Origin of the sequence: Bacteroides luhongzhouii (assembly GCF_009193295.2) — a bacterium.
In the GTDB taxonomy this organism is placed as follows: domain Bacteria; phylum Bacteroidota; class Bacteroidia; order Bacteroidales; family Bacteroidaceae; genus Bacteroides; species Bacteroides luhongzhouii.
In genome coordinates this window covers 2616223-2642660 of record NZ_CP059973.1, presented here as the reverse complement: position 1 = coordinate 2642660, position 26438 = coordinate 2616223, and the positions used below count along the sequence as shown (strand labels likewise).

Here is a 26438-nt window from a genome sequence, read left to right as displayed (position 1 = left end):
GTACTATTGCAGTCTCAAATCTAAAAACCAAAAGAACTAGAAAATGAAAAAGCAATGGATCATTGCCTGTCTTATCGGAATTCAAGGGGTAAATGTACAGGCACAACAACCCAACAAGTATCCCTATCAGGACACGAAATTAACTGCCGAACAACGGGCGGACGACTTGCTTCAACGCCTCACATTAGAAGAAAAAGTAGCGTTGATGCAAAACAATTCTCCGGCTATTCCCCGACTTGACATTAAGCCGTATGAATGGTGGAACGAGGCCCTTCATGGCGTTGCCCGTGCCGGACTGGCTACCGTTTTTCCGCAAGCCATAGGCATGGCGGCTTCTTTCAACGACGAATTACTATATGAAGTCTTTGATGCCGTATCCGACGAAGCACGTGCCAAAAACCGCCAGTTCAATGAAAGAGGACAGTATAAACGTTATCAGGGACTGACCATGTGGACTCCCAACGTCAATATATTCCGCGACCCTCGCTGGGGACGGGGACAGGAAACATACGGCGAAGACCCTTATTTGAGCGGACGCATGGGAATGGCAGCCGTCAGAGGTCTGCAAGGACCGGAAGATGCCGAATATGACAAACTTCACGCCTGCGCCAAGCACTTTGCCGTTCACTCGGGACCGGAATGGAACCGCCATAGCTTCAATGCAGAGAACATCGCTCCCAGAGATTTATGGGAAACTTACCTTCCAGCTTTCAAAGAGCTGGTACAAAAGGCAGGAGTCAAAGAGGTGATGTGTGCTTACAACCGTTTTGAGGGCGATCCCTGCTGTGGCAGCAATCGCCTGTTAACCCAAATTCTCCGTAACGATTGGGGATTCAAGGGAATCGTAGTAACTGACTGCGGAGCAATCGGAGATTTCTTCCAACGCAAAAAACATGAAACGCATCCCGACGCCACCCACGCTTCCGCCGACGCTGTTTTAAACGGAACAGACCTCGAATGTGGCGGTAACTTCAAAAGTATCACTGATGCCGTGAAAAAAGGTCTGATTTCGGAAGAGAAAATCAACACATCAGTCAAAAGATTGCTGAAAGCCCGTTTTGAACTGGGAGAAATGAATCCGACTCATCCGTGGAGTAACATTCCTTATTCTGTTATCGACTGCCCCAAGCATAAAGAACTGGCACTGAAAATGGCACATGAAAGTCTTGTATTGCTTCAAAACAATAACAATATCCTTCCATTAAACCGCCAGATGAAAGTCGCAGTGATCGGCCCCAACGCCAACGACTCGGTAATGCAATGGGGTAATTACAACGGTTTCCCTTCACACACCGTAACTTTACTGGAAGGAATACGCGCCAAACTCCCCGACGCACAAATCATCTACGAACCTGTGTGCGGATACACAAACGATACCACCCTGCACAGCTTGTTCAACCAATGCAGCATCGACGGAAAGACCGGATTCAACGCTACCTATTGGAATAACCGTGAATATAAAGGTAAGATTGCCGCAACCGACCGTCTGACTACTCCTTTCCATTTCAGCGCAGAAGGTTCTACCGTATTTGCTCCGGGTGTGGGATTGAAGAACTTCACCGCCATCTATCGTTCTACTTTCCGTCCGACAGATTCCGGCGCCGCCACTTTCCGCGTGATGACGAATGGAGGAGTTACCTTATTCCTCAACGGCAAGCAGATAGCGGAAGCAACCAATATCAAGAATCACACCAACCTGTATTCGTTCAATTATGAAGCAGGAAAGAGTTATGACATTAAATTGCATTTTATTCAGGTAAAAGACAACCCAACACTTCATTTCGATCTGGCCAAACAGACTCCAATGGATGCCCGTGAAGTCCTAAACAAGTTGAAAAATGCAGATGTAGTCATCTTCGCCGGAGGTATCTCTCCCCTGTTGGAAGGAGAATCGATGCGGGTATCTGATCCCGGATTCAAAGGTGGCGACCGTACGGAAATCGAATTGCCCGCCATCCAACGTGAAGTGCTCGCTCTCCTGAAAAAGAATGGAAAGAAAACTGTTTTTGTCAATTTCTCCGGTTCGGCAATGGCCATCGTACCCGAAACACAGAACTGCGACGCTATCCTGCAAGCATGGTATCCCGGACAGGCAGGCGGAACAGCCGTTGCCGATGTTCTCTTCGGAGACTATAATCCTGCCGGACGTCTGCCTATCACTTTCTATAAAAGCATACAACAATTACCGGATTATGAAGATTATTCAATGAAAGGACGTACCTACCGTTTCATGACGGAAACACCTCTTTATCCATTCGGCTACGGTTTAAGTTATACCCGTTTCTCTTATGGAAAAGCTACCCTGAACCAATCGAAGCTGACCAAAGGTGAAAAAGCGATCCTTACTATCCCGGTAAGCAACATCGGACAGAGAGATGGTGAAGAAGTGGTTCAAGTGTACATCTGCCGTCCTGATGACAAAGGAGGTCCACAAAAAACTCTTCGTGGTTTCCAACGGGTTAACATCGCTAAAGGTAAGACGCAGAATGTCCACATAGAGCTTCCATACGATTCTTTCGAATGGTTTGATACAGCAACCAATACCATACGTCCTTTAAACGGAACATATAAGATACTTTACGGAAACAGTTCAAATGAAAAAGACTTGCAAACGTGCAGTATTCAGATTCAATAGGTAATGCCATTCCATATATAATTTGAGGCTAAGTTGAACTTAGGCTACATTGAGAATTTATAAAAAATGGTTTTTATTGTCAGGGCAAGAGTTATGGCTTCATAAAGTAATTGTTTTCAGGCTATTACCTACTGACAATAGAAGCTGACAATGGGGTTGTGTCAAAATGCTGGCACAACCTTTTTTTATACGCAAAGCCCAGACTTTCTCAAGCCCGGGCTTTGTTATTACCCAAAGTTTTAGTATCTTTAGGCATAAGTTTTCGTTATGGCAAAGTTACATTTTCGTCCTTACATTCCCAACCAAACAGTTCTTTTTCCTCAAAGAATTGATGAAAATATTGCGGCGAACGATCCGGTCCGCATAGTCAACACTGTCGTTGATAATCTCAATCTTGATACCTTCAAGAAGCTGTATAAGGACAACGGGCGTTGTCCTTATCATCCTAAGATGATGCTTAAGGTGATTATCTATGCCTACATGAACAATATCTATTCTTGCCGTAAAATAGAGAAGCTTCTTCTTCGTGACATTCATTATATTTGGCTTTCCGGTAATGAGCATCCGGATTTTATCACGATCAACCGTTTTCGTAACCGTGTAAAGGAGGAGATAAATCATGTATTCACCCAGTTGGTTCTTGTTCTTGCCGACAAAGGTTTCATCAGTCTTGACGTGGAGTATATCGACGGCACTAAGATTGAGTCCAAAGCCAACACAATATACTTTTGTCTGGCGCAAGAGTGTTGAAAAGCACCGTGCGAAGTTGCTGGACAAGATTCGCATCCTTTTGAAACAGGTGGATGAAACTATCGCACAAGAGAACTCGGTAAAAGACACCTCAGTTGAATTTACTCCCGCCATGCTCTCTGATATAGTGAATGAACTTAAAGAAGTCCTGGAACGCCAGCCTGCAACAAAGGATAAGGAGCAGAAGAAAGCCCTTCGTGAAAAGAAGAAACAACTCAGGGAACTTGAAGGGTATCGTGACAAGCTTATGGAATACGACAGCCACCTTGATACCCTTGGAGAACGTAACTCCTATTCCAAGACCGATCCTGATGCCACATTCATGCGCATGAAAGAAGACGCCATGAAGAACGGGCAGACCAAGCCCGGATATAATTTGCAAATAGGTACTGAAAACCAATTTATTATAGACTTCAGCCTGTTTCCTAACCCTACCGATACACTGACCCTCATCCCTTTCTTCCACTCCTTCCAAAATCGCTATAACCGCTTGCCCAACATCGGTGTGGCAGACTCCGGTTACGGTTCGGAAGAAAATTACCGGTTCATGCAGGAGAACGGGATAGAAGCTTTTGTTAAGTACAACTTCTTCCATAAAGAACAGCGTCCCCGTTATACTCCCAACCCGTTCCATGCGGAAAGTCTCTATTACAATGCAGAAGAGGATTATTACGTTTGCCCTATGGGGCAGCATATGAACCGTATAGGGACCAAACATGACAAAACGGCAAGCGGATACATCACCGAAAGCGGCCGGTATAAAGCACAAAGATGTCAAGGATGTCCTTTGCGCGGTAGTTGCTTTAAAGCACGGGGGAATCGTATTATAGAAGTCAACTACAGATTAAACCAATATAAACAGCAGGCACGGGAAAGATTGCTCTCAGAAGAAGGTCTCAAGCATAGAGGCAGGAGGTGCATAGAGCCCGAAGCTGTGTTTGGACAAATGAAATACAACATGGCATACCGCCGGTTCCGGCATATTGGAGAAGAAATGGTTACGATGGACTTTGCATTCTTTGCTATAGCTTTTAATATCAAAAAGATGTGTGCTAAACTGATAAAAGAAGGAAAGCGGCTCATCAAAGCTGTTAAATTTATGTTTATTGGGCTATTTGTAACAAAGGACAATTGGAATATAGCAACTTGTTACCAAATGAATCAAAAAAACGCGGCATAGAAAAAAGAGAATATACCAGGACTATAAAATATGAAAAAGAGGGTGTGTCAGCATTTTGACACAACCTCATGATTGTTTAATACTACACTATGCCACCATTACCTTTCACTCAGCACGCTGGCATTATTCCACCAAGATACCTTTATTATTCAATTAGGATGCCGCTATTGTTCCCCTAAAGCACCGGTCTTACTAGTTCTCCACGGCCGTGACGAGATCTCTCCACGGCTGTGGTAACATCTTCCCACGCCCGTGGTAGCTTCTCGTCACGGCCGTGGGAAGCCATTGATACCGACACACTGACTTAACTTTACCAGCATCTTAATACAACTATACAGGTATCTTAATGCAACGATACAAGTATCTTGAAACAATTATATAAGCATCTTGAAACAAATCGAGTAGGAGGAAAACGAATTGGTATTCTTCCTACTTTTTCGTTTTCCGACCTCTCACACCACCGTACGTGCCGTTCGGCATACGGCGGTTCCTATTTTGGGCACCATTTGAGATAGCAGTCCATGAACTCCATATAGCCTGCCTTACGCAATTTATCATTGGACATTACAAAGGTTACTATTGGGCTGTTCGAGACACGCCAATAACCAAGACGAGTGTTTCCCCATTGATATGCCTGCCACTCAGAGACACCGCATTTCTTTAAGTTTGCTACTCGGGTTTTGGCATTCTTCCATGATTTCCAGATACACATGCGAATACGTCGTCTTAGCCATTCGTCGGTTTCACTACAAAGCCTTTTCATTTGTGCAAGGCAGAAGTAGGCAATCCATCCTCTTATGTAATCTTTGAGTTTCTGTTTCCTTTTCTCATATCCCCATCCATTACTCCGACTTGTCAATTCTTTGAGTTTTGATTTCATCTTGTTTTTGGATTTTGAGTGTACAAGTAGAATACATTCCCCTTTCTTCACATAAAAGGAGTACCCTAAGAACTTTACTCCTTTCACATAAGATACGACCGTCTTTTCATGGTTCACTTTAAGGAAGAGTTTCCCTTCTATGAACAGAGTTATCGATTCCCTTACACGTTTGGCGGCACGTTTGGATTTGCAAAATATCATCGCATCGTCTGCGTAACGGACAAAGGGGTGTCCACGTCTTTCCAGTTCCTTGTCCAATTCATTGAGCATGATATTACTTAACAGAGGACTTAGAGGACCTCCTTGGGGAGTTCCTTCTGTACTCCTCTCGAACATTCCTCGGTTTATTACACCGCTACGAAGATATTTGTGTATCAGACTTATTACCCTTCCATCCTTTATGGTACGGCTGAGTATTTCTATCAGCTTGCTATGACTTACCGTATCGAAAAAGCGTTCAAGGTCGAGGTCGACTACATATATATAACCTTCACTCACTATCTTTTGCGCCTTACGGAGAGCATCATGGCAACCCCTTTTGGGACGGAAACCGTAACTTGTCTTGGAAAACTGACGCTCGTATATCGGCGTCAACACTTGGTTTATGGCTTGTTGCACCAATCGGTCTACCACTGTGGGGATTCCTAAGAGGCGCTTTTTGCCATTGTCCTTTGGTATTTCTACCCTGCGTACAGGGTTGGGACGATAAGTCCCGGACTGCAAAGAGATTATCAGTTCATCCTTATTGGCCTTTAGCCATGGCAATAATTGTTCGCATGACATCTTGTCGATACCGCCACTTCCATTGTTCCTGACTACCGCCTTATAGGCTTTGTTCAGGTTCGATGGACTAAGGATGATTTCCAATAGGTGTTCTTTGTCAAATGGTACTTCCACGATGTTGTCTTCGGTCATCCACATGAAAGTCTGCACTCCCTCATACCATTCGGATTCCGTCCTAGCTCTTTGAGGGAAGTCATGAGCTTGGGCTGATGTTTTCTGCATTCTTTCTTTCATTTGGTAACTTGCAATTACTATCGTTTAATTATTAGGTTCGGTCCTTCATGGGAATATCGACAGTCCCACTACTATGACCTCTGCTGACTTCTCACGGCAAGCGTTACTCCATACATTTCGTAAAGACAACTATTCTGTATGTCCGTGAGACCTCCTCGGATAAGGGTATTAACTTTCTATCTTATGTCTGCTCCATTTACACCAACCGTTTCCGAATAGCTATAGGGCTTTGGTTTGTTCAGCAACCTTACCCACGGTCATATGCCTTATATGAAGTTTCTGTTCGTCAGACCAGATATTTGCCGCCAGCTTCTTTCAGATTCCAACTCGCGAGGGACACCATTGCTATTGGCTGTATGATTCCCGCTATTAGGGCTCATTGGGGACTTGCACCCGGTAGCTAATAACCATGCCGAGCATACTAAAACAGGCTGACAATAAAAGACAGAGATCTTTATTGTCAGCCTATTATCAGCTTCTATTGTCAGCGGGTATAATACTGTTACTCAAACATTTAATTGCCATCCTGACAGATTGACAATAAAAACAGTATAAACAGCTGGTTAAATTAGTTTTTGGTTAGTAACCGTTTCTCTGAAATCGTTCCCAACTCTTTTCCGTTAATGGTGATATCCGTCGTATTTTCTATCTGTATCATAGATTGATCGGGAGTGTCAATTTCCACATTCTCAATGTTGAGCTTTGCCACTTTATTCACAACAATACCCTCTTTAGCACCCGTAACCACCATATTCTTAATGGAAATATTCTCGATCGGCATTTCGGGAAGTCCGTTCAGATAAGCTGCCCGTCCTGCTCCTCTGCAAAATACATCTGAAATATAAATGTTTCTGAAAGCAGGCGTTTCTTCACTCACACTCGGAACCGGTTCGCCGGGAGCACCTTTGACCGCGTAATACAAGTCGGCAATCAAGGCATCATTAGGAATATCAATCATATTTATATTATTGATATAAATATTCTCCACAACACCACCGCGTCCACGGGCACTTTTAAACCGTAATCCGACATCCGTACCGATAAAAGAACATTCGGACACATATACATTTTTCACACCACCGGACATTTCACTACCAATCACGAATCCGCCATGACCATGCAAAACAGTGTTGTTTCTCACAATTATATTCTCACAAGGTTCGCCCCTTCTGCGACCATCTTCATCTTTGCCCGACTTCAGGCAGATAGCATCATCCCCCGCATCAAAGAAACAATTGGCAATCAACACATTCTTGCATGATTCCACATCCAGTGCGTCACCGTTTTGCGAATACCAGGGATTGAATACCTTTACATCATTCAATGTCAAAGACTCGCACGACAAGGGATGAAGACACCAACTCGGAGAGTTTTTGAAGGTCACACCTTCCAGAAGAATCTTTTTGCTCTTCACGATACTTAGCAATACAGGACGCAACCAACTCTTCATGTCTTCCCATTCCTCACTCGTGATTTCAGTCCGTTTATCTCCGCTGCCGGCCATGAGAACAGATGCTTTCAGCGCTCCTTCATTAGGATACCACACCTTTCCGTCCTCATCCACCTTACCACCGGAGTTCACCAGATTCTTCCATTGCCTGTCCGTCATCTTATCCTTCTTGACAGGACGCCATCTATCCCCTGCTCCATCAAAAACACCATAACCGGTGATGGCTATGTTCTCCGCATTCATTGCCGAGATAGGCGACTGGCAACGTTTTGCATCCAGTCCTTCAAACGAAGTGGTGATAATCGGATATAACGAAGTATCACTACTAAATACAATCAACGCATTCTTTTCCGCATGCAAATTGACGTTACTCTGCAAAACAATAGGTCCTGTCAGCCATAAGCCTTCCGGAATGACCACCTTGCCACCTCCCTTGTCATGCACCGCTTTGATCGCATTATTAATAGCCTCCGTATTCAGCGTCACGCCATCACTTTTTGCTCCGAAATCGCAAATGTCCACCTGATAATCGGGGAAAGAAGGTTGCTCTACTTCAGGCATCGAGAAGGGAAGGTCTTTATATACATCCCCCCACTTGTTTCCCTCACATTTAGAATCTGAACAGCCCTGTCCTAACACAACAGAGAAAAGGATAATCAGAAGCGTTCTCATTTTTTCTTCAAATAATCTATTCATTTTTTCAGCCTGATTTTAATTACGAATACATGGTTGCATGACGTAACAACTATTTCCATTTTCCTTTAGAAGCGAGATGCTCACTCCTAAAAGGAAAATGGTGATACATAAATATTTATATTAAGGAATCCAACGGGTGTCCCCCACACGATTGGTTACAATTGGTGATGAAGCATCCTTGATTGTCAAATCCCCATTCGCAGGATCAACAAACAAATCGGCAGCACTGACGCCCAACTCCGTCGCACGAAGGTTACTACCTCCCAAAGCGTAATCGGTAGTAATATAATTGTCAGAGAAAGTAGTTGTCGTGTTTGCACCAAGAGAGTAAGCCTGTCCACAAGGTGATGCCAACAGGAATTTCTCCATAATCAACTCTGAACCAACGGCAGCCGGCATATTAATCATCATGCTGTTAATACAGAAATCATAAACAGTCACATTCTTATATTCCAGATGAATAGGCGTACTCATGTCACGCGCCCAGAATAAGTTGCCGAAACTTCCCGTACCTGCCGGTAATCCCTGATGATCTCTGCTGAACGTACAATTTCTAAATACCGCTCTGTCCATCGTATCGTTGCCTGCTCCCGAACCTAAATAGATCGTACCATACGTACCTCCGGCACGTGCTCCACATAAATCCAACGTACAATCTTCCATCGAGAAATCCATTATATATTTCCGGTTAGATCCCTGATGACGCCAGAAGCCACGATTCAGTCCGGTGAATATGCAATTGAAGAAGCTAATATTTTCCAATGTATAAGAATTACCGCAATTAAAGAAGTAATTGTCAAGCACTTCCTGTTTGAACTTGATATTCTCAAATTCAAGACTGGCAATATAAGACCCGGAAGCAATTCTCCACGAACTTGTCAATACAACCTCTGCCATTTCACCTTCGGTGCTACCTACCAGTTTAAAGCCTTTCTTTATCTCAAACGGAGTCACCGTATAAGAAGAACCCGCCGGCAAGAAATATTCCGTTCCCTCCGGAATATCTGCATTATCGTTGTTCGTACTTAGTATTTCAGACAGATTATCATCCCATCCTATTATAATCGTTTCCATAGACGGACCTGCCGTACGGAAAGTCACCTGATTGTACGGCTTGTCATACTTGCGGGGTTTACCCGTATCGTACAAATTAGCTGCATACAACGTATTTCTAGTCAATCCGTCGATTTCTGCATACCCCTGTGCCATTTCCTCCGCTGTCAAATAACGCGTCACCTCTTCCAGCGTAGTGTCCATGCTTGGCTTCACGCTGATACTATCTACCGGGTTTTCCGGATCGATCGCCCAACGGATAACCGCTGTGTTTTCAGTGATCTCTCCTCTGGAGACATCCTCCACAATTTTAGCATAGTCGGGACGCGGTTCTGTGGTAGCCGAGGCATAAGCCCACTGTGAGTTATTGATAGCATTCGCAGCATTGGCACGCACACGAATATAAAAGGTGGTCCCGTATGGTATGTCGTCCATGAAAATATAAGGCTCTGTTGTTTCCACCGAAGCAAAAAGATTTCTGTAATAGTTATCCAAATGATATTCTACCGTATAAGAAACTGCTTCATTCACTTTATACCACACCAAGGCAATGGAGTTGCTCTTCACTTCCGGTTCTTCCAACACATAACGAGGCTGGAACAGGTCGTCTATCTTATGATATTCATCCTCCTTACAAGCGGTGAAAAGCACACCGGAAAGCAACACGGACATGGTCATTGCCAACCATATATATTTTAATCTCATCATAGTTCTTTCAATTTACTTTTGAGTTGTTGAATTAAAAACCGTAATAGTTCTGTATCAATCCGCGATGATCGGTGATAACTTTCGTCGGATAAGGACACAAGTATCTTAATGGATCGGTGGGTTTCACTATCCGGTCATTATTCATATTGATAAATCCTCTGAAACTCCAGGATATGGCATCAGCTGTTTTGTAAGTCTGTGTCTCCCTATCGAGCACCCTCCAACTAATAGCATATTCCTGATCTTCATATCCAGCCGGACGAGCATGCATATATTCATCAATTCCCTGAATATCAAGGATGGTACGACCATTATTCACCGGGTCCGGTATATCTTTATAATAAATATTAGTCGGCACATCATCAATTCCTTCTATGTACTGTCCGTTAGCCACAAGCCCCCAATTTACCATTTCGTTGTATAAATTGTATATCACTTCTCCATACTTGTTCCAACGCGCCAAATCATATTTGCGAATACTTTCACCTCCGAATTCCCATTTCCGTTCATTCATCAACGCTTCAAAGAATGTTTCTTCGCTGCCAAGACTTTCCACATACGATTCCACCTTGTCTGTCCACATCGAAGCGTCAAAAGCTCTTCTTCTTACGCGCTTCAATGCCTCTTTCGCATCTTCGCGAGGTCCGAAACGTTCATTTACAGCTTCCGCATAAAGCAATAACACATCCGCAAATCTCATTCGGACAGCATTGATACCTGTATTACCCTGGCTGGAAGAGCCCATCGGCGCATCCATTTTCAACTTTGACCATTTTCCTACGCCCATACCGGCAATCCCCATATCAAGTTCCTGATTCAAATCTTCATCATATTTATAAGGAGCACAAGTCACGTCACGACGCAAATCATTCTTATCAAAAGAGAAGATATACGTCCCACAGAACGTTACATAGTTTCTGGCACGTCCATATTCATGGTCTCCCTCCGCTATTGTCACTCCGATATTAAAAGCATAGCGTCCGGTAGTACCTTTCAACATCGGCACGGCAAAAATGATGTCGTCATTGCTGACCGTTGTCCACTTACATTCATTCGCCCATACTTGCTCATAGCTCTGCCTCAGATCGTGTTTTCCTTCACCAATCACTTTACCCAGATATTCAATGGCAATATCATAATAATGCTCGAAGTTCTCTCCGCGTTCCATGTAACCGATACTGGAGGGATTATCTTTATCGGGACGTAAAGTCCATCCGCCACGATTCATAGCCAACAGCCCGATCAACCCCTGACAATATTCTCTGGAAGCACGTTCCACACCATAATCCAGATCGGCAGCATATTTCATACCCGGCTCCACACTGATTAGATCGTCAATCAGAAACTCCAGAATCTCATTGCGGTCTGTCACTCCTACCAAAAAGTTATCAGTAGACTCTGACGGTTTTGTAACAAATATCACATCTCCAAACGTACGGATCAAATCCAGATAAAGCATGGCCCGGAGGGTTTTAATCTCTCCGTACATGTGTTTCAACTGTTCGCTGGTTCTGCCCTGCAAATACAAAGGAGAGTTTTCAATTCCCTCAATGATGTCATTAGACACATTAATGGCAGAATAAACAGCATTCCATGTATCGTTCAGAGTACTCCAATAAGGTTTCACATCAAAACAACCGACGTCCGATCCGGCAGAGTTGACCGTATTATTGGTGAAAGAAGACATCTCTACATCAGTATTCGTATTTAAATTGTAGGCAAATGCTCCTCCATATATCTGATCTCTGGTCATTGCCGAATAAACATTAGTAATCAAAGAATTGATTTCATCTTCCGACTCGAAAAGATACTCGGGAGTAAATCCTGCCGGAGGTTCCACATCCAGAAAGTCATTGCAGGAAGACATCGACAGTCCCAGGCAAACAATAGCCGAATATATTAATTTCTTATTCATAGTTCTTCTGTATTAATTGTTAAAATGTCAGTTGCACGCCAAAAGTGTAAGTACGGCTTCTCGGATAGGCATCATGATCGATATTCGGTGTTAATCCGGTAGCGATATTTACTTCAGGATCGTACCCGGAATAACCTGTGATCGTCCAAAGGTTATAGCCCGACATATAAAAACGCACTCTGTTCAATCCAGCTTTACGAGTCCATGCCTGCGGGAGAGTATATCCCAGTGTAAGGGTATTCAGACGCAAGAACGAACCGTCTTCAATAGCATACGACATCGCAATGGGACGTCCGATAGAGGTCGGATTCCACATCGTTGCATTCTCGTTGAACTTGGCCAATGCTTCCGGATTATAACGGATCTCATTTCCCATATCATCAAAATTACGCCAACGCTTGTCGGAAGCAACATCCATACTAAGGTTATTGCCACTATTATCATACCAAGTAGTCATCATGATTTTATTTGCATTATACACATCAAAACCATACATGAAATTAAAAAACATACTCAAATCAAAGCCTTTATAGGTAGCGTTCAGTCCGAATCCTCCCGAAAACTTGGGAGTCGTTTCACCAATTACAGTACGGTCGTCATCCGTAATCTGATAAGGATTGGCACTATTCTCATCCACCGGAGTCAACTTCTTGAATTTAGCATTACCCGGACGTGGTGTTCCTGACAACGGGCTGGAGTCCACTACTCCGTCTTTCAATTTCCAGGTTCTGGCGGCAGAATCAAAAGACTCGAAATCATTCATTGTATAAAAGCCGTCATTCACAAATCCGTAGATGAGACCACTGGTTCCGCCTACGCGCGCCCGATAATCATCAGTATTGAGCAACTGTGTCCCCGCCCATCCGGAAGACAGAATCCATTCATTTTCTCCACTCGACAGTTTATCGATTTTGTTCTTATTATGCCCGATATTAAAGGTTGCATTTAAACTAAAATCTTTAGTCTCAACAATGTATCCTGACAATGAAAGCTCAATACCTCTATTGGAAGTCTGCCCCACGTTGCTCATGAGACTCGTATAACCAGTATAGCCAGGAATATCCGAAGGAACGAGCAAATCTTTTACTGTATTCCAGTAAATATCAAGCGAACCGCTCAACCTTTCTTTGAAGAAACCGAAGTCCACACCCAAGTTTCGAGTGATCGTTGTTTCCCACTTCACATCCGGATTATAAAGATAACTGGTATTGTAGAAACGATAATAGTAACGGGAAATTTCTCCCCATCCCGCCGGACGGTTGCTGCTTACCCCATAATATTTGGCATACAGGTCGGCAGGAATCCGGTCGTTACCGGACGTACCGTAGCTCAACCTCAATTTCAAATTGGAAACGATCGGGCTGTCTTTCAGAAAATCCTCATTAGACATACGCCAGGCAATAGCAGCTGCCGGGAAAAATCCCCAACGATTGCCGGAAGCAAATTTTGTAGAGCCATCGGCACGCAACGTCAATGTTGCCAGATACTTATCTTCATACCCATAGTTGATACGACCAAAGAAAGAAGCTATACGCGACGGAGATCCCGCTGAAGAAGAATTCTCATAAGGCGTACCCAACGCCAAGTTATCAAACGCCTTCTCTGCTGTAGTATTGGCAGGAAAATAACGGGTCGTATAGGTCTTCCCCTTTGTGATATTATGTTTCATTTCCTGTCCGATCATTAACCGGAAGTCATGTACATCATTCAACATGAAGTTGTAATTCAGTACATTGCTTAATTGCCATTTGGAGGTTTGACTCATTCCCCATTCTACAAACGGCAGATTATTATGACTCCGGGCCGTACTGGTATCTACTCCCCAAAAACGTCGATTCTCTGTCGTGCTATATTCATAGCCAAATTCCGAACGGAAAGTCAGTCCTTTCAAAATATCCCAAGTCAGTGCTCCCATCGTATTGAACGTTTTTGAAATTCGTTTCCGGTAGTTTCTCTCCGATTCCTCTATCGGATTAAAACGTACCTCTTCATCATAGGATTCCGGATCGAAATATATATTATCTTCCGGTAAGGTCATGTATTCATCCAATCCTCTTGTTGGAGCTTGACGGAGTGCAGAAAGCAAACTCACTCCTTCTGTCCCGGAACCGTCCACCACTTTATGTACCACACGCGTACGATATTCAAAGGTCAGTTTATCAAGAATCTTAGTATTCAACGTCATATTCAGGTTGTTCTGCTTCAGTCCGTTATTCACCATTACACTTGGCTGATCCTGATGGATAAAAGAGAATTTATATTTCGTTTTCTCCGTACCTCCATTCAGGCTGATATCTACATACTTAGCCACCGGATTGGTACCGAACACTTCATCTTGCCAATCCGTACCTTCGTCACCCTGATAAATATACAGTTCATTGGCCCTGCCATACCTGTCAAAAAAACCGGTAGGATTAGAACTTCTCTGACGCTCGTATTCATACTGCATCAGTACGAACTCATACGGGTCCATAACATCCAGTTTGTTCGACAAAGTCTTGGTTTGCAGGTAAGCATTTACATTGATGCTCACCCGTCCTTCCATTGGCTTTTTAGTGGTAACAAGAATAACGCCGTTCGCACCACGGGCACCATAGATTGCTGTTGAAGCAGCATCTTTCAATACTTCGATAGACTCCACATCGGTAGGAGGAATATCATTCAGGCTTCCAACTTCAAAACCATCCACCAAAATAAGCGGAGTGTTATCCTGCGTAATGGATCCTCCACCACGAACAAGAATCTTTATTTCTGCATCCGGCGAACCGTCTACGGAAGTAATCTGTACACCCGGAAGTTTTCCGACCATAGCTTCAGCCACTGAAGCTGTCGGAACCTTCTCCAATACCTTTCCTGACACACTGGCGATTGCACCGGTCAAATTTCCCCTCTTCTGAGTGCCATAGCCTATCACAACCACATCGTCCAACTGTCCGACTGCTTCCGTCATTTTAATAAGAATACCTGATGTACGCCCTTTCAATGGCTCCTTTATTTCATTCATCCCGACATATCGAACCACCAGTACAGCGGTTTTCGCATCGGGAACATTGATGGAAAAATTCCCGTCAAGATCCGTCGTAGCTCCAATGGTTGTTCCTTCTACCATCACCGCAGCTCCGATTACAGGTCCCAAATCATCTGTCACCGTACCGGTCACAACCTGGGCGGAAGTGCCTACCGCAACCAGTAGGAGAGTAAAAATACTTATGATAATTTTATTCATTACAGTATAAGTTTTTAGTTACATATTTAAGTAGACAGCTTTTATTCTACTGTTCCTCCCTGAATTTGGGCATAAACAATGTGCTGTACCAGATTGTGGAGATAAATCTCCAGATTTGAATAACGGGAATTAAGCGTGAATCCGGAAGCGTCTGCCGCATTCTCTTTATCCAGTCCATACGCATCTTCCCAAATATCAGGTATTCCGTCTCCATCCGTATCTTTCAAGTTTGCAGATGATACACCGTTACCCGATAACTCCGGCCAAGCACTCACTGCCCCCGCAGGTTTTACATCATCCGGAAGATCGATCAGCCCCGGTGAATCTCCCGCATTCGGAGTCACACTACCGATGTAGGTTGCTGTTCCGTTCCGGGTTTCCATGGCAATCCGGTCGTCAATCAGATCACGTCCCTTCGAACATCCTGCATAATCAACAACAAGATCAAAGGCCTGCTGTGCAGAGTGAGTAGTTACTCTACCGGTTGCCAAAGGAGTGGTAAGATGCATTTCTGCTTTTACCTGATCATTAAATGTGTCATCACATCGCGAATTATCAATTTGCTCATAGATACCTTTCGTCCAATTGTCCGCTGTCACCTCGGCATTGCCTTCTACTACGTTGCCATCTACATAGAACGTACCCCATTTGTGCATCATCGGGAACCATGCATTCGGTGTCCCATCTTCCTCATGACAATAATCATAAGTACGGACCCCAATTCCGGCGATCCGATAACGGACATAATTGTTCGGAGTTGCCGGTCCCGGCTTATAATAGTTGTTCACTATGTTCACGTTCATACCTTCACCGCCATAACAACCGTTTCCACCCCAATTGTAGAACACATTGTTACGCATATCCATATATTCGTTCTCCTGTGTTTTAGGACGAGGGCCAAGACGGGGCACACGGCTTCCGTGATGTGCCAATAAATTATGATGATAAGACACATTCGTACCTCCCCAGTTTCCACCGTAACCGTGCGTACCTTTGCCGTGCCCTGCTGTACGGAGACTTTCCGAAGCAATACACCATTGGATAGTCAAGTTTTCTCCACCATATACTGATAAACACTCATCAATACTCCAACTAATTGAACAATGGTCTACAATCACGTTGGTATTTTCCATACCTCCCAGCCCGTCAGGTTCACCGCCACTCTCATTACCGACACGAAAACGCAAATAACGAAGAATGATATTATCCGCTGCCAGAACTACCGGATAGCTGGCAATACAAATTCCTTGTCCGGGGGCTGTTTGCCCGGCAATAGTCAGATTACCATATCGAATCCTCAAATCACTTTTCAGGAAAATCGTACCCGCCACATCGAACACAATGGTACGGGTGTCCCGCTGATTGATGGCATAGCGTAAGGTTCCTTCCTGCTCTCCGTCTTCCAAAGTGGTCACATGATACACTTTTCCACCACGTCCACCGGTAGTGACACGTCCAAAGCCTTCCGCTCCGGGAAATGCCAATAAAGTAGCCGCATCGTCACCAATAGTCATATTGGCTTTACCATACTGGAGAATATCAACAGTTTCTTCCAATGTGACATTTTTCACTGTTACTTTAGCCTTTCGTGGAAAGTCCGTTTCATTATCTTTTATTTGCAGTACAATCTGTGAAGAGGTAGAGGCTTCCCGATCCCAAGTAATCCAGGATTCTCCTGTTTCAATCGTGTATTCTGCACCGTCAAATTCTCCTAAATCCACAGGAATCGACAGCGTATGATAACGATAAGGCAGGACAAATTCTTTTGTCGCCAGTTCAAGAAAAGCTTGTGATACTTCTTGAGTCAACTCAACGGTTCTGCCAAGTACATAATCACCGGTAGTCTTGAACACAATTTTTCCTACTCTTTCCAATCCGTTATTCGGCGATAGGAAGAAAATGCGTTCATTACTTGTAAAAGCACGTGTTCTGCTTAAAACATCTTCTACAGGCCGTATCCAAGAAGCGTATTCTTCATCGATCGATACTTCCCAGTCCACATTAGCCACTACCGTAACAGAGAACTCCCCTCCCCTGAAGGAGAGTTTTTCTTTTGAATAATCAAGTAATATATCCGGATCTCCTCCTAATTGCTCTACGGCAATTTCTTTTTCAATGGTAGTGTTTCCCGACTCCTGCACGACTTTAATCATGCCTTCGCGTTTCTCTCCCTGCGTATTGTCTGTAAAAAACAGGCGCAAATCGGCACTGCCGTTACCGGTTGAGCGGGAAATGCTTAACCAATCTCCGCCATTTATCACAGAAGCACTCCATTCACCCGTGGCCGTCACAGAGACAGTATATGATCCTTGTATATTAGAAAGTTTTACACTCTCTTTAGATAGTTCCAATGAATTGGCAATCAATGTTTCGTCAGCCTCATCCGAAGAACTACATGCCCCCAATACACAAGATAATAGTAATATGAATATAAATGATTTCATGTGCTAATTCTTTATCTGTTTTTTATATTACTCAAACCAATGCGGGTCTCCGATACGCTTCGTATATACTTCCGAACTCTTATCTTTGACAATCAGATTTCCGGTTGCGACATCTTCGAACAATTCGTCTTTAGTTACCGTAGCAGCAGGTACTTCAGCAGTATCAACTCCCCAATTACTCATGACAAAATCACTGGTGCGATAGTTATCAGAAAAATCTTTCACCACTTTTCCGTCAAGATACATCCATCTTCCTTGTCCCGATTCTGTGGTTCCCGAGAAAAGACAATTCTTAACTGTCAATTTCAATTCCGTCATTGCACTACCTGTACGCAAATCAAAGAAAGTCATATTGGCAGGGCCTAAACGAACGAATGTACTATTCTCTAACGTAATACTCATGTTTTCTTTTTGATTTCTGGTTCCACCGATTAAAGTGTTTCTCAAGCCTTGTGTCGCCGTATGAACCGTAGAATTTCGTATAGTAATATTATAAATCGGATTATTAGTTCCCAGACTTATCATCGAATAATTCCTGTCACCTGCATTGAAGTTCAGTAACCGGCAGTCGTCCAATACAAAATGATCCACCATTTGCTGATCGTCTGTTGAAATCTCGGCATACCACATACTACGTCGCAGACCGTTTATATCACAGCTCTTAACTGTCAGTTCTTTTACATGGAAAGAAAGTTGCGCCAGTCTGAACATATAGTCGTCCGTGACATTAATGTCCATGCCTTCGAAACGTAAATAATCCAACTCTCCATTGATAGAAGCATTACCCATGTTCATAACGGTCCGTGTTTCGCCTGTCGAAGGTTCTTGTCCTAGTATTGAAAGCGGCTTCTTTATTTCCAAACGGCCAAGTTCATAGGTAGTTCCTGCTTTCAGGAAAAGTCGCACTTCTGTCACTTCCTCATTATCGAACATTTCATTGCAAAGGTTGCGCAAATTAGTGCCGGGAGCTACATAAGTATATCCTTCCGGTACAATAATCGGCACCTCCGGAACTACTGTTTCTTCATTCCAGCCTTCAGAAAGTATAGTTACTGTGTAATCTTGAATAATCGGGTGTTCCGTATCATTTAACGGGAAATCAATTTGTGTCGTATCATTAGGATGAATAGGGAAAGAACCTTCCATCGGCTTGGATTGAATGACATTTCCCTGATTGTCCAAATAATCAATACGAACATTTACTGCCTGCCCGATAGTTGCTGTTTCAAAAGTGACGAAATCATCCGTATAGTTTACACCACCAGTGGAGGTAGCCCTGTCGCGTACCAATTCGACCGGTGACTCTATGAAAGAAGCATCCATCACACGATACCCCGATATAGGAGCAGAAACAATGGCACGTACCGTCGAATAACTCCTGTCGGACTTTTTATCTGTCGCCCTTAATCGAAGTACGCCGGTACGGCTATACATACGGATACTCAAAGGAGTATCGAAAGGCGAACTGTACTCTACCGGAGAGGAGATCTCCACCTTTCTTCTAGCTTCGGGGTCTTGCTCAATAACCAGTTCATTCAAATTGACAGGAGAGGGAATCAACTGTTCGGGTGAGGGAGTAGCCACCACTTTATAAGTGCCATTCTCCAGCGGAAAACGATAATGAGAAGTATAATTCGCCACATACTCTCCACTGCCGGCATTATAGATAAAAAGCGGCTTTGTATTAATTCCCACATTCACGAACCATTCTTCATCATTTAAGAACAACTCGATCTGCTTCACAACAGAGGTTTCATATCTGTCTTCCGAACAGGCAGACATACTAAATAGGACTGTTAATCCTACTAAAGAATATAGTATATTTTTCTTCATAAAGCTTTCAATTAAAAATCATATTCCTTGATAGTCAACCCTTGATTAGTAGCAGTCTTTAGCATACGACCACGAGTAAAAGCCTCCTGCAGATAACTTTCGTCCAGAACCGGTATGTTAACAACCGTACGTTTGGAAATTTCAAATGTAATATTCGTATCCAATACACGCTTTGTACGATTCACTTCCTGCCCATCCTTTATATAAATAAGATCCAGTCCGGTAGAATTCTGACCGATAGTCGGAAAAGAATAAACGGATGCAGTGAAACCTGATGCAAGATCTGCACTGACTTCCACATCTTCTTGTATACACTCTCCGGTGTTCACCATATAACCGATGCCAACATTGGTAAATACCATATTCAGCCTGTCAAATTGAGTAATAGCCGCAATATCTTCTCCGCTTTCAGAAGGTTGAAAAGTAGCTTGTCCCACAATTCTTTTTAATTCCAAGTTTACCTGGCTGACCGTACGATCTGACATGAACTCGGTCACTTCTGAAAGATAAATCTCTTTTTGGGCCTGTAAGTCTTGGTAAATAATCACTTTAGAAAGACTGTCAGTTCTTTCCAGATGATCTGCATTAGCCACGGCAAATGTTTGAAGTCTTTCCCCCAAAGGGACATCCACTTCCAAATTGCCGTCATTCAAAGAAAGATTCTCTCCATAAACCAGAGAATCTGACAAATACACATAAATACCAATTTCGGTTATTCCATGAGCAGCAAACGTTTCAAGACTTGCTCTTGTAAAACGAAAACCAACAGTTTGGACTTCAGGAACATTTGAAGTATCAGAATTCCATTCCTCATCCGAGTTCTGCGAACAAGAGACAAGAAACAGACACAATACAAGAAATGTATTAATTAGATGTTTCATAAATATTAGTTTGTATAGTTTTAAAAAATATAATTATAAGCAGTAATTCTATTTCCTTTTTATAAAAGAGAAATAAAATTCTAAGGAGGCTTTACTATCAGGCGCAATAAATTCATGTTTCTCATTTGATTAGATTTTCATTATACATAAAGGATGTTTTTCGCTAAAGTGAATTCTTTGTTCTTTCACCAGTGCAAAATTGAGGATTAAGCAAGAGAATATAGAGTAAGATTCAGTAGAAAAGGAGTAAAAAACGAGCTTGAGTAAAAAAGTACCCCTCCAATGAGCCATGCATCCAAACGATATGCCCTTCAAGTGTTATCATCAAACACCTGAAGGGCATATCATCCAAATTCACCGTATTGAACGGAGAATTACTTATTATCTATTTGTTCTGTGCGTCGACTATATTTTGCATCAAACTATTTAAATATATCTCAAGATTCGTATATTGTCTATTCGGATCCTTCGTTTTTTATTTCCCACTCGTCAGGCACCATCACCATCCGAATCTACGGTACAGAAAAGCCTGCTATTGATAAATCCGGGTTTGTTTCCTTCTCCTGTGAAAGTTGCCTTTCCTTTTCGGGTATCAGGATAAATTAGTTTTTACGATCAGATTGAACAGATTTTATATCCCCAATCGTTCTTTCAGCAATCGGTAACCGGAAAGACTAACCCGAAGTTTCACTCCATTCTTCAATAGTAGCTGATAGGTTTCTTTTCCGAAAAGCTCGACCCGGGAAATCTGCGTAACATTCACAATCGTAGAACGATGCACCCGAACAAATGTATCCGGAGAGAGATGAGTTTCAAAATACTTCATGGTCTGCTCTTTCAGGTATTCACCTGTGGGGGTTATCAGCATCACATAATCTCCACACGCTTGTATGTAGATCAATTCGTCTGCCTTCACCAAATGAATCCGGGAGCCGTCTTTCACTGTAATACGATCTATCCATTCCATGGGTAATTCTTCCTGCTGTCCAGCCACGTTCACCTGATGTACAGCCAGTTCTTTTTCCAGTTCTTGGTTTTGCACTTCTTCTTTTGTGACTATCAGACGATACCAGAGAGTAATGGCAATCAAAACCGGTAGTCCGAACAATAGTCGGAAAGGGATTGTCTGCGCAAAAGAAACATAGGGTACTCCTACAATTCTCACCATTATATCACAGACCATAAAACTCCCTGCCAACCAAAGCATACTTCCAATGATGATCATAATTACATCCGTCTGGAACAACGAGACAAGACCGACCACAAACCATGCCAGATAGGCGATAGCCGCCAGCCAACCGATCGTCGCTATTCCATCTACCAAAGCAGGAAGATAATCGTTTCCGGTATATCCACAGACTAAAACGACCTGGAATGCAACCAGAATCAATGCCAGCACCAGCATCGGAATCCAGCGAAAAGGATTATCTATAATCGGATGTGCTTTCATACGCTAGTCTTTAACCTCCAAGCCTCCGAAAGAAAGTGTTCCCCGAATCACCAATACACTTTCCTTATTTATATTTCCACTCTGCCAACGTTTATCATCACATCCTCCAAAGAAAACATTGCATTTAAACACGACTTTCCAGTCAGAAGGGACATATATCTCAATTCCTCCCCAACTGCAATCCAAATCTATATATGTTTCTCCGGGCGCAATATGGGTATGCCGCAAATCAATCGTTGTTCCTCCAAAGGATGTGCGAATTACAGCTCCTTTAAACAATTCGTCAAGTACCACGTGACGGGCAGCTCCCCAAGCATTCTCGGCACGCAGAAAGCCATCTACCGACTCTGCCTGCTGTTGCTCACTTTCAAAATTCATGCCGGGTTGTCCCTGATGCATCTTCATCCATTTCTGACGATGTTGCATGGCATGATGGTGCGCCCACTGCCCCCGTCTGTTCTTGCCGGATTTAAAAAAGAATAAGACACCTGCTGTTATCAGAGCGATAGGCCATACCATTGCCTGTGAATTTTCAGGCAGCCATGAAAGCCCTCCAATCAAAAAATACACACCTATCAACAAAAGGATGATTCCACCGATGAAATGGCGGCGAATCATAAAATATATACCTAATATAATAAGGAGTGAGTGCCAGGATACGATAATATCGAAGACTTCAGATGTAATCCATCCCATATTACGGGCAAACAGCAGAATCCCGGAAAGGATAAAAAGCGAAGCTATCAGTATTTTACCGGAAAAGCCTGTAGCAGTGGGAAATTTTTGTTTCTCTTCCATTGTCTCTATTATTAATTGATTAATGGTTCAAAGATACATCATTTCCCACGGCTTCTATAGCCTTTTCTGTTGATTTCCGGTATAAATTCCGATGAATACCGGATAAAAACCGGTGAAACTGACTATAAAGTATCTTACCTGATAAAGATAATTCTTAATACGATGTTTGCAGATTACTTCTTTCCACCGCTATTTTGTTTTTCAATAATGTCATGCACCAAACTATTCATATACATTTCCAGATTTGTATACTGGCCATGTTTATCAATCGTTTTTCCATTACTATCAGAAGCATCATCCGGATTTAATCCGAATTTTCTTTCCCATGCATCAGGCATACCATCATTATCCGAATCAATCAAAACACTTCCTTGTAAAAGAACAGGCCATGGAGAAACATATCCCGGAGTATTTAATGGTAACAAATCATCCTGACTATCTATCAATCCTGGCTTCGGATACCCTTCGCTTTTCCAAACGCCTCCTTCTCCATTATGAGCATTCAAACCTTTATATCCAGCTGTTCTCGTACGTGTTTCCTTCACAATACGTGCATCTACATCGTCTCGATGCAATGAACACCCCGCATAATCCAACACTCGTTTATAAGCATTGAAAGCTGAATGTGTCGTTACCAATGCAAATCCATGAGGTTTGTCCACTCGAATCGAGTCTTTTGTTTTTTGTGTAATTACTTTTTTATAATTATTCGAAAATTGATTGTAAACTCCATATTCCCAATTATTAGCTGTAGCCTTCTGGCTGTTTTTATCATCTGCCCCTCCATCTACAATGTTACCATCGATATAATACTTTCCCCACAGATACTCCCCATTCTCATTTTCTGTTGCATCTATAGCAAAAATCCGTCCACGTTTAGAGCCTGTCACCGTTGCAGGACCTGGTTTATAATAATTGTTCACTATATTGATATTCATTCTTTCACCACCATACGAACTGTTCATACCCCAATTATAGATCACATTATTGCGAAAGTCTACATAATCACCATCACATTCTCCACTCTTACGTGCCTTAGCTCCTAATCCGAAACGGGGATTCCGGCTATCATGATGAGCTAATAGATTATGATGATAAGAAGAGTGTTCGCCTCCCCAAATTCCTCCATAGCCATGAGGACCTTTGGTATGCCCACCTAATCTAAGACTTTCAGAAATAATGCACCACTGCATGGTAAAATCATCATTCTCATAAAAAGAAGCACATTCATCTGTACACCAGCTGATAGAACAATGGTCTATAATCACATTCTTTGCCCCTTTTCCTCCTAAAGCATCTGCACCGTCAGGATGTACACATTCTTTATTACCCATACGGAAACGTAAAAAACGAAGAATTACATTACTGGCATAATTTGTCACCGGATAACCTGCTATGCATATACCGTTTCCCGGTGCAGTTTGTCCCGCAATAGTCAAATTCCCTTTCCGTATTTTTAGGTCTTTATGCAGAAATATCGTACCGGACACTTGAAAAATGATAGTACGAGGACCATCCAACTTTTCTATACCATAACGTAAAGTACCAGGCATTCCATCATCAGCTAAAGAAGTAACAATATACACTTCACCCCCACGTCCGCCTGTAGTCATACGTCCATATCCTTCTGCTCCGGGAAAAGCAGCCAACTCTCCGAAATCAAGAGTATTACCAATACCAGAAGAGGCAAAAACAGCCCCACTCCCGATCAGAGTTAATAAAATGGTTAAACAACGAAAGATCAAATTCATATTCATATTTTTATTTATGGAATAATACAAAAATACACCTAATTTATTTATTGTACTCCTCCTTTATTCTGCTCTTCAACAATCTTTTGTACCAGGCTATTCATATACATCTCCAGATTTGTATATGTTCCTTCCTCATCTACTGTTTTACCATTTCGGTCAGAAGCATCATCCGGATTCAAACCATATTTTTTTTCCCATTCATCAGGCATACCATCATTATCCGAATCCTTTAAAATAACACCCTGTACCAATTCAGGCCATGCTGAAGATTCCCCGACAGGAATCACATCATCCTGACTATCAATGATACCTTTCTTGGGATACCCTACACTTTTCCAATCAATACCCTCAACAACTCCCTGACCATTATGCTTGTTCATTCCCTGGTAGTTCGCAGTCCCGCTACGAGTCTCCCGAACAATACGTTCATCTACTCTATCCCTGTGCAAAGAACAACCTGCATAATCCATAACACGCTCAAAAGCCGTACGGGCATCATGAGTGGTAACAGTACCTGTTTCTACGGGAGTGGTGCGTCTAAGAGCTTTTTTTGTATCTTCATCCAACGTTCCATACTTTTTATCAAACTGATTATAAACTCCATACTCCCAGTTATCCTTTGTAGCCTTCACACAACGTTCGTAATCAACCGCACCATTAATTTGCCCATCATCCACCACATTTCCTTGGATAAAAAAATCTCCCCAAGTGTCAAAAATGGCTGGATATGATTTCTTATCCGACTCACTCACTTTTTTGTCAATGGCAATAATACGTCCACGTTTAGAAGTGCCAGTAGGAGTGGCAGGACCCGGCTTATAAAAATTATTCACAATATTTACATGCATGGCTTCTCCACCATAACAAGAATTTCCACACCAGTTATAAATGACATTATTACGCATATCAACAATTTCATTCTCTTTTGTCGAATTAACCCCAGGACCTAGACGAGGATTACGGCTATCATGATGTGCCAATAGATTATGATGGAAAGAAGCTTTCATACCTCCCCATATACCACCATAGCCATGAGGGCCTTTTGTATGTCCACCTAAACGCAGGCTTTCAGAAATAAGACACCATTGCAATGTGAAATTCTCGTTTTGATAAAAAGAGACACATTCGTCAGTACACCAACTCATAGAACAATGATCAATCATAATATTTTTATGATACCGACCGCCAAAGGCATCAGCTCCGTCCGCACTGACATCTTCTTTATTTCCCATTCGAAAACGCATAAAACGGACAATAACGTTGTCTGCTTCCAAGAAGACCGGATAACCAGCCAAACAAATACCATCCCCCGGAGCTGTCTGTCCTGCAATTGTTAAATCTCCATTCTTAATCTTTAAATCACCGTTTAAATGAATGGTTCCGGATACCTGGAAAACAATTGTACGTTTTCCGCTTAGTTTCTCAATACCATAACGTAAAGTTCCGTTCTGTAACTTGTCTTCCAATGAAGTAACAATATATACATCACCACCACGCCCACCGGCTGTGTAGCGTCCATGTCCTTCTGCCCCAGGAAAAGCTGGTATCTTTTCATCTTGAATTTCTCCAGTCCCTTCAGGTTCTTTAGGCAATTCATTAGCGTCACCACCATCAGTACACGCCAGAATTCCAAAAGCAAACAAAATGGCTAAACACCATTTACTTAGAATTATATCCATTTTCATACATTATTAGATTAATAAGGGCAAAAGTAGGCAGGATAAAAAAAAGTCTTGTTCAAATTTTGTTTTTCGAGGTCATTGAAATC

The 26438-nt window shown here is 42.7% G+C and carries 13 protein-coding genes and 1 pseudogene; 2 read left to right on the top strand and 12 right to left on the bottom strand.

The genetic code is table 11. The features are described from left to right. Positions 1 to 43: 43 nt before the first annotated feature. Together xyl3A and GD631_RS09440 are read left to right on the top strand one after the other, a co-directional pair. Entirely contained in the window at positions 44 to 2635 is a 2592-nt protein-coding gene (gene xyl3A, locus GD631_RS09445; RefSeq protein ID WP_143257995.1) for a xylan 1,4-beta-xylosidase, read from the top strand. Positions 2636 to 2902: 267 nt separating this feature from the next. Further along, positions 2903 to 4565: pseudogene (locus tag GD631_RS09440) on the top strand (IS1182 family transposase). Positions 4566 to 5055: 490 nt separating this feature from the next. Here the strand turns inward: GD631_RS09440 and ltrA are convergent. The 12 genes from ltrA to GD631_RS09380 all read right to left on the bottom strand — a co-directional run bounded on the left by ltrA (position 5056) and on the right by GD631_RS09380 (position 26355). Next, positions 5056 to 6462 carry a group II intron reverse transcriptase/maturase gene (gene ltrA / locus GD631_RS09435; protein WP_143260429.1) on the bottom strand — a complete coding sequence of 469 codons (1407 nt, stop codon included), beginning with the start codon at positions 6460 to 6462 and terminating at the stop codon, positions 5056 to 5058. 568 nt (positions 6463 to 7030) lie between these two features. Next, a complete protein-coding gene (locus tag GD631_RS09430) occupies positions 7031 to 8608 on the bottom strand; it encodes a glycoside hydrolase family 28 protein (protein WP_143260428.1) in 1578 nt (525 codons plus the stop codon). Between the two features lie 120 nt (positions 8609 to 8728). Next, positions 8729 to 10369: a DUF5123 domain-containing protein gene (locus GD631_RS09425; protein WP_143260427.1), complete on the bottom strand. Its 1641-nt coding sequence runs from the start codon at positions 10367 to 10369 to the stop codon at positions 8729 to 8731. A 31-nt stretch (positions 10370 to 10400) separates the two neighbouring features. Beyond that, complete coding sequence (locus GD631_RS09420; protein ID WP_143260426.1) at positions 10401 to 12284, bottom strand: RagB/SusD family nutrient uptake outer membrane protein; 1884 nt, start codon at positions 12282 to 12284, stop codon at positions 10401 to 10403. Positions 12285 to 12303: 19 nt separating this feature from the next. Next, complete coding sequence (locus GD631_RS09415; RefSeq protein WP_143260425.1) at positions 12304 to 15510, bottom strand: SusC/RagA family TonB-linked outer membrane protein; 3207 nt, start codon at positions 15508 to 15510, stop codon at positions 12304 to 12306. A gap of 41 nt (positions 15511 to 15551) precedes the next feature. Beyond that, positions 15552 to 17954 carry a BACON domain-containing protein gene (locus tag GD631_RS22330; RefSeq protein ID WP_143260424.1) on the bottom strand — a complete coding sequence of 801 codons (2403 nt, stop codon included), beginning with the start codon at positions 17952 to 17954 and terminating at the stop codon, positions 15552 to 15554. Between the two features lie 27 nt (positions 17955 to 17981). Next, positions 17982 to 19787, bottom strand: coding sequence for a DUF5123 domain-containing protein (locus tag GD631_RS09405; RefSeq protein ID WP_143260423.1), 1806 nt, complete (start codon positions 19785 to 19787; stop codon positions 17982 to 17984). Between the two features lie 11 nt (positions 19788 to 19798). Further along, the gene (locus GD631_RS09400) at positions 19799 to 20668 is read right to left on the bottom strand and encodes a hypothetical protein (RefSeq protein ID WP_143260422.1); all 870 of its coding nucleotides are present in this window, start codon (positions 20666 to 20668) and stop codon (positions 19799 to 19801) included. Positions 20669 to 21299: 631 nt separating this feature from the next. Then, positions 21300 to 22118, bottom strand: a complete 819-nt coding sequence (locus GD631_RS09395) for a LytTR family DNA-binding domain-containing protein (protein WP_143260421.1) — start codon at positions 22116 to 22118, stop codon at positions 21300 to 21302. A gap of 3 nt (positions 22119 to 22121) precedes the next feature. Then, the gene (locus tag GD631_RS09390) at positions 22122 to 22916 is read right to left on the bottom strand and encodes a LiaF transmembrane domain-containing protein (protein ID WP_143260420.1); all 795 of its coding nucleotides are present in this window, start codon (positions 22914 to 22916) and stop codon (positions 22122 to 22124) included. 173 nt (positions 22917 to 23089) lie between these two features. After that, positions 23090 to 24667 (bottom strand): pectate lyase family protein, encoded by a 1578-nt coding sequence (locus GD631_RS09385; protein WP_143260436.1) that lies wholly within the window; start codon positions 24665 to 24667, stop codon positions 23090 to 23092. A gap of 47 nt (positions 24668 to 24714) precedes the next feature. After that, positions 24715 to 26355, bottom strand: a complete 1641-nt coding sequence (locus tag GD631_RS09380; protein ID WP_143260419.1) for a pectate lyase family protein — start codon at positions 26353 to 26355, stop codon at positions 24715 to 24717. Positions 26356 to 26438 lie beyond the last annotated feature (83 nt).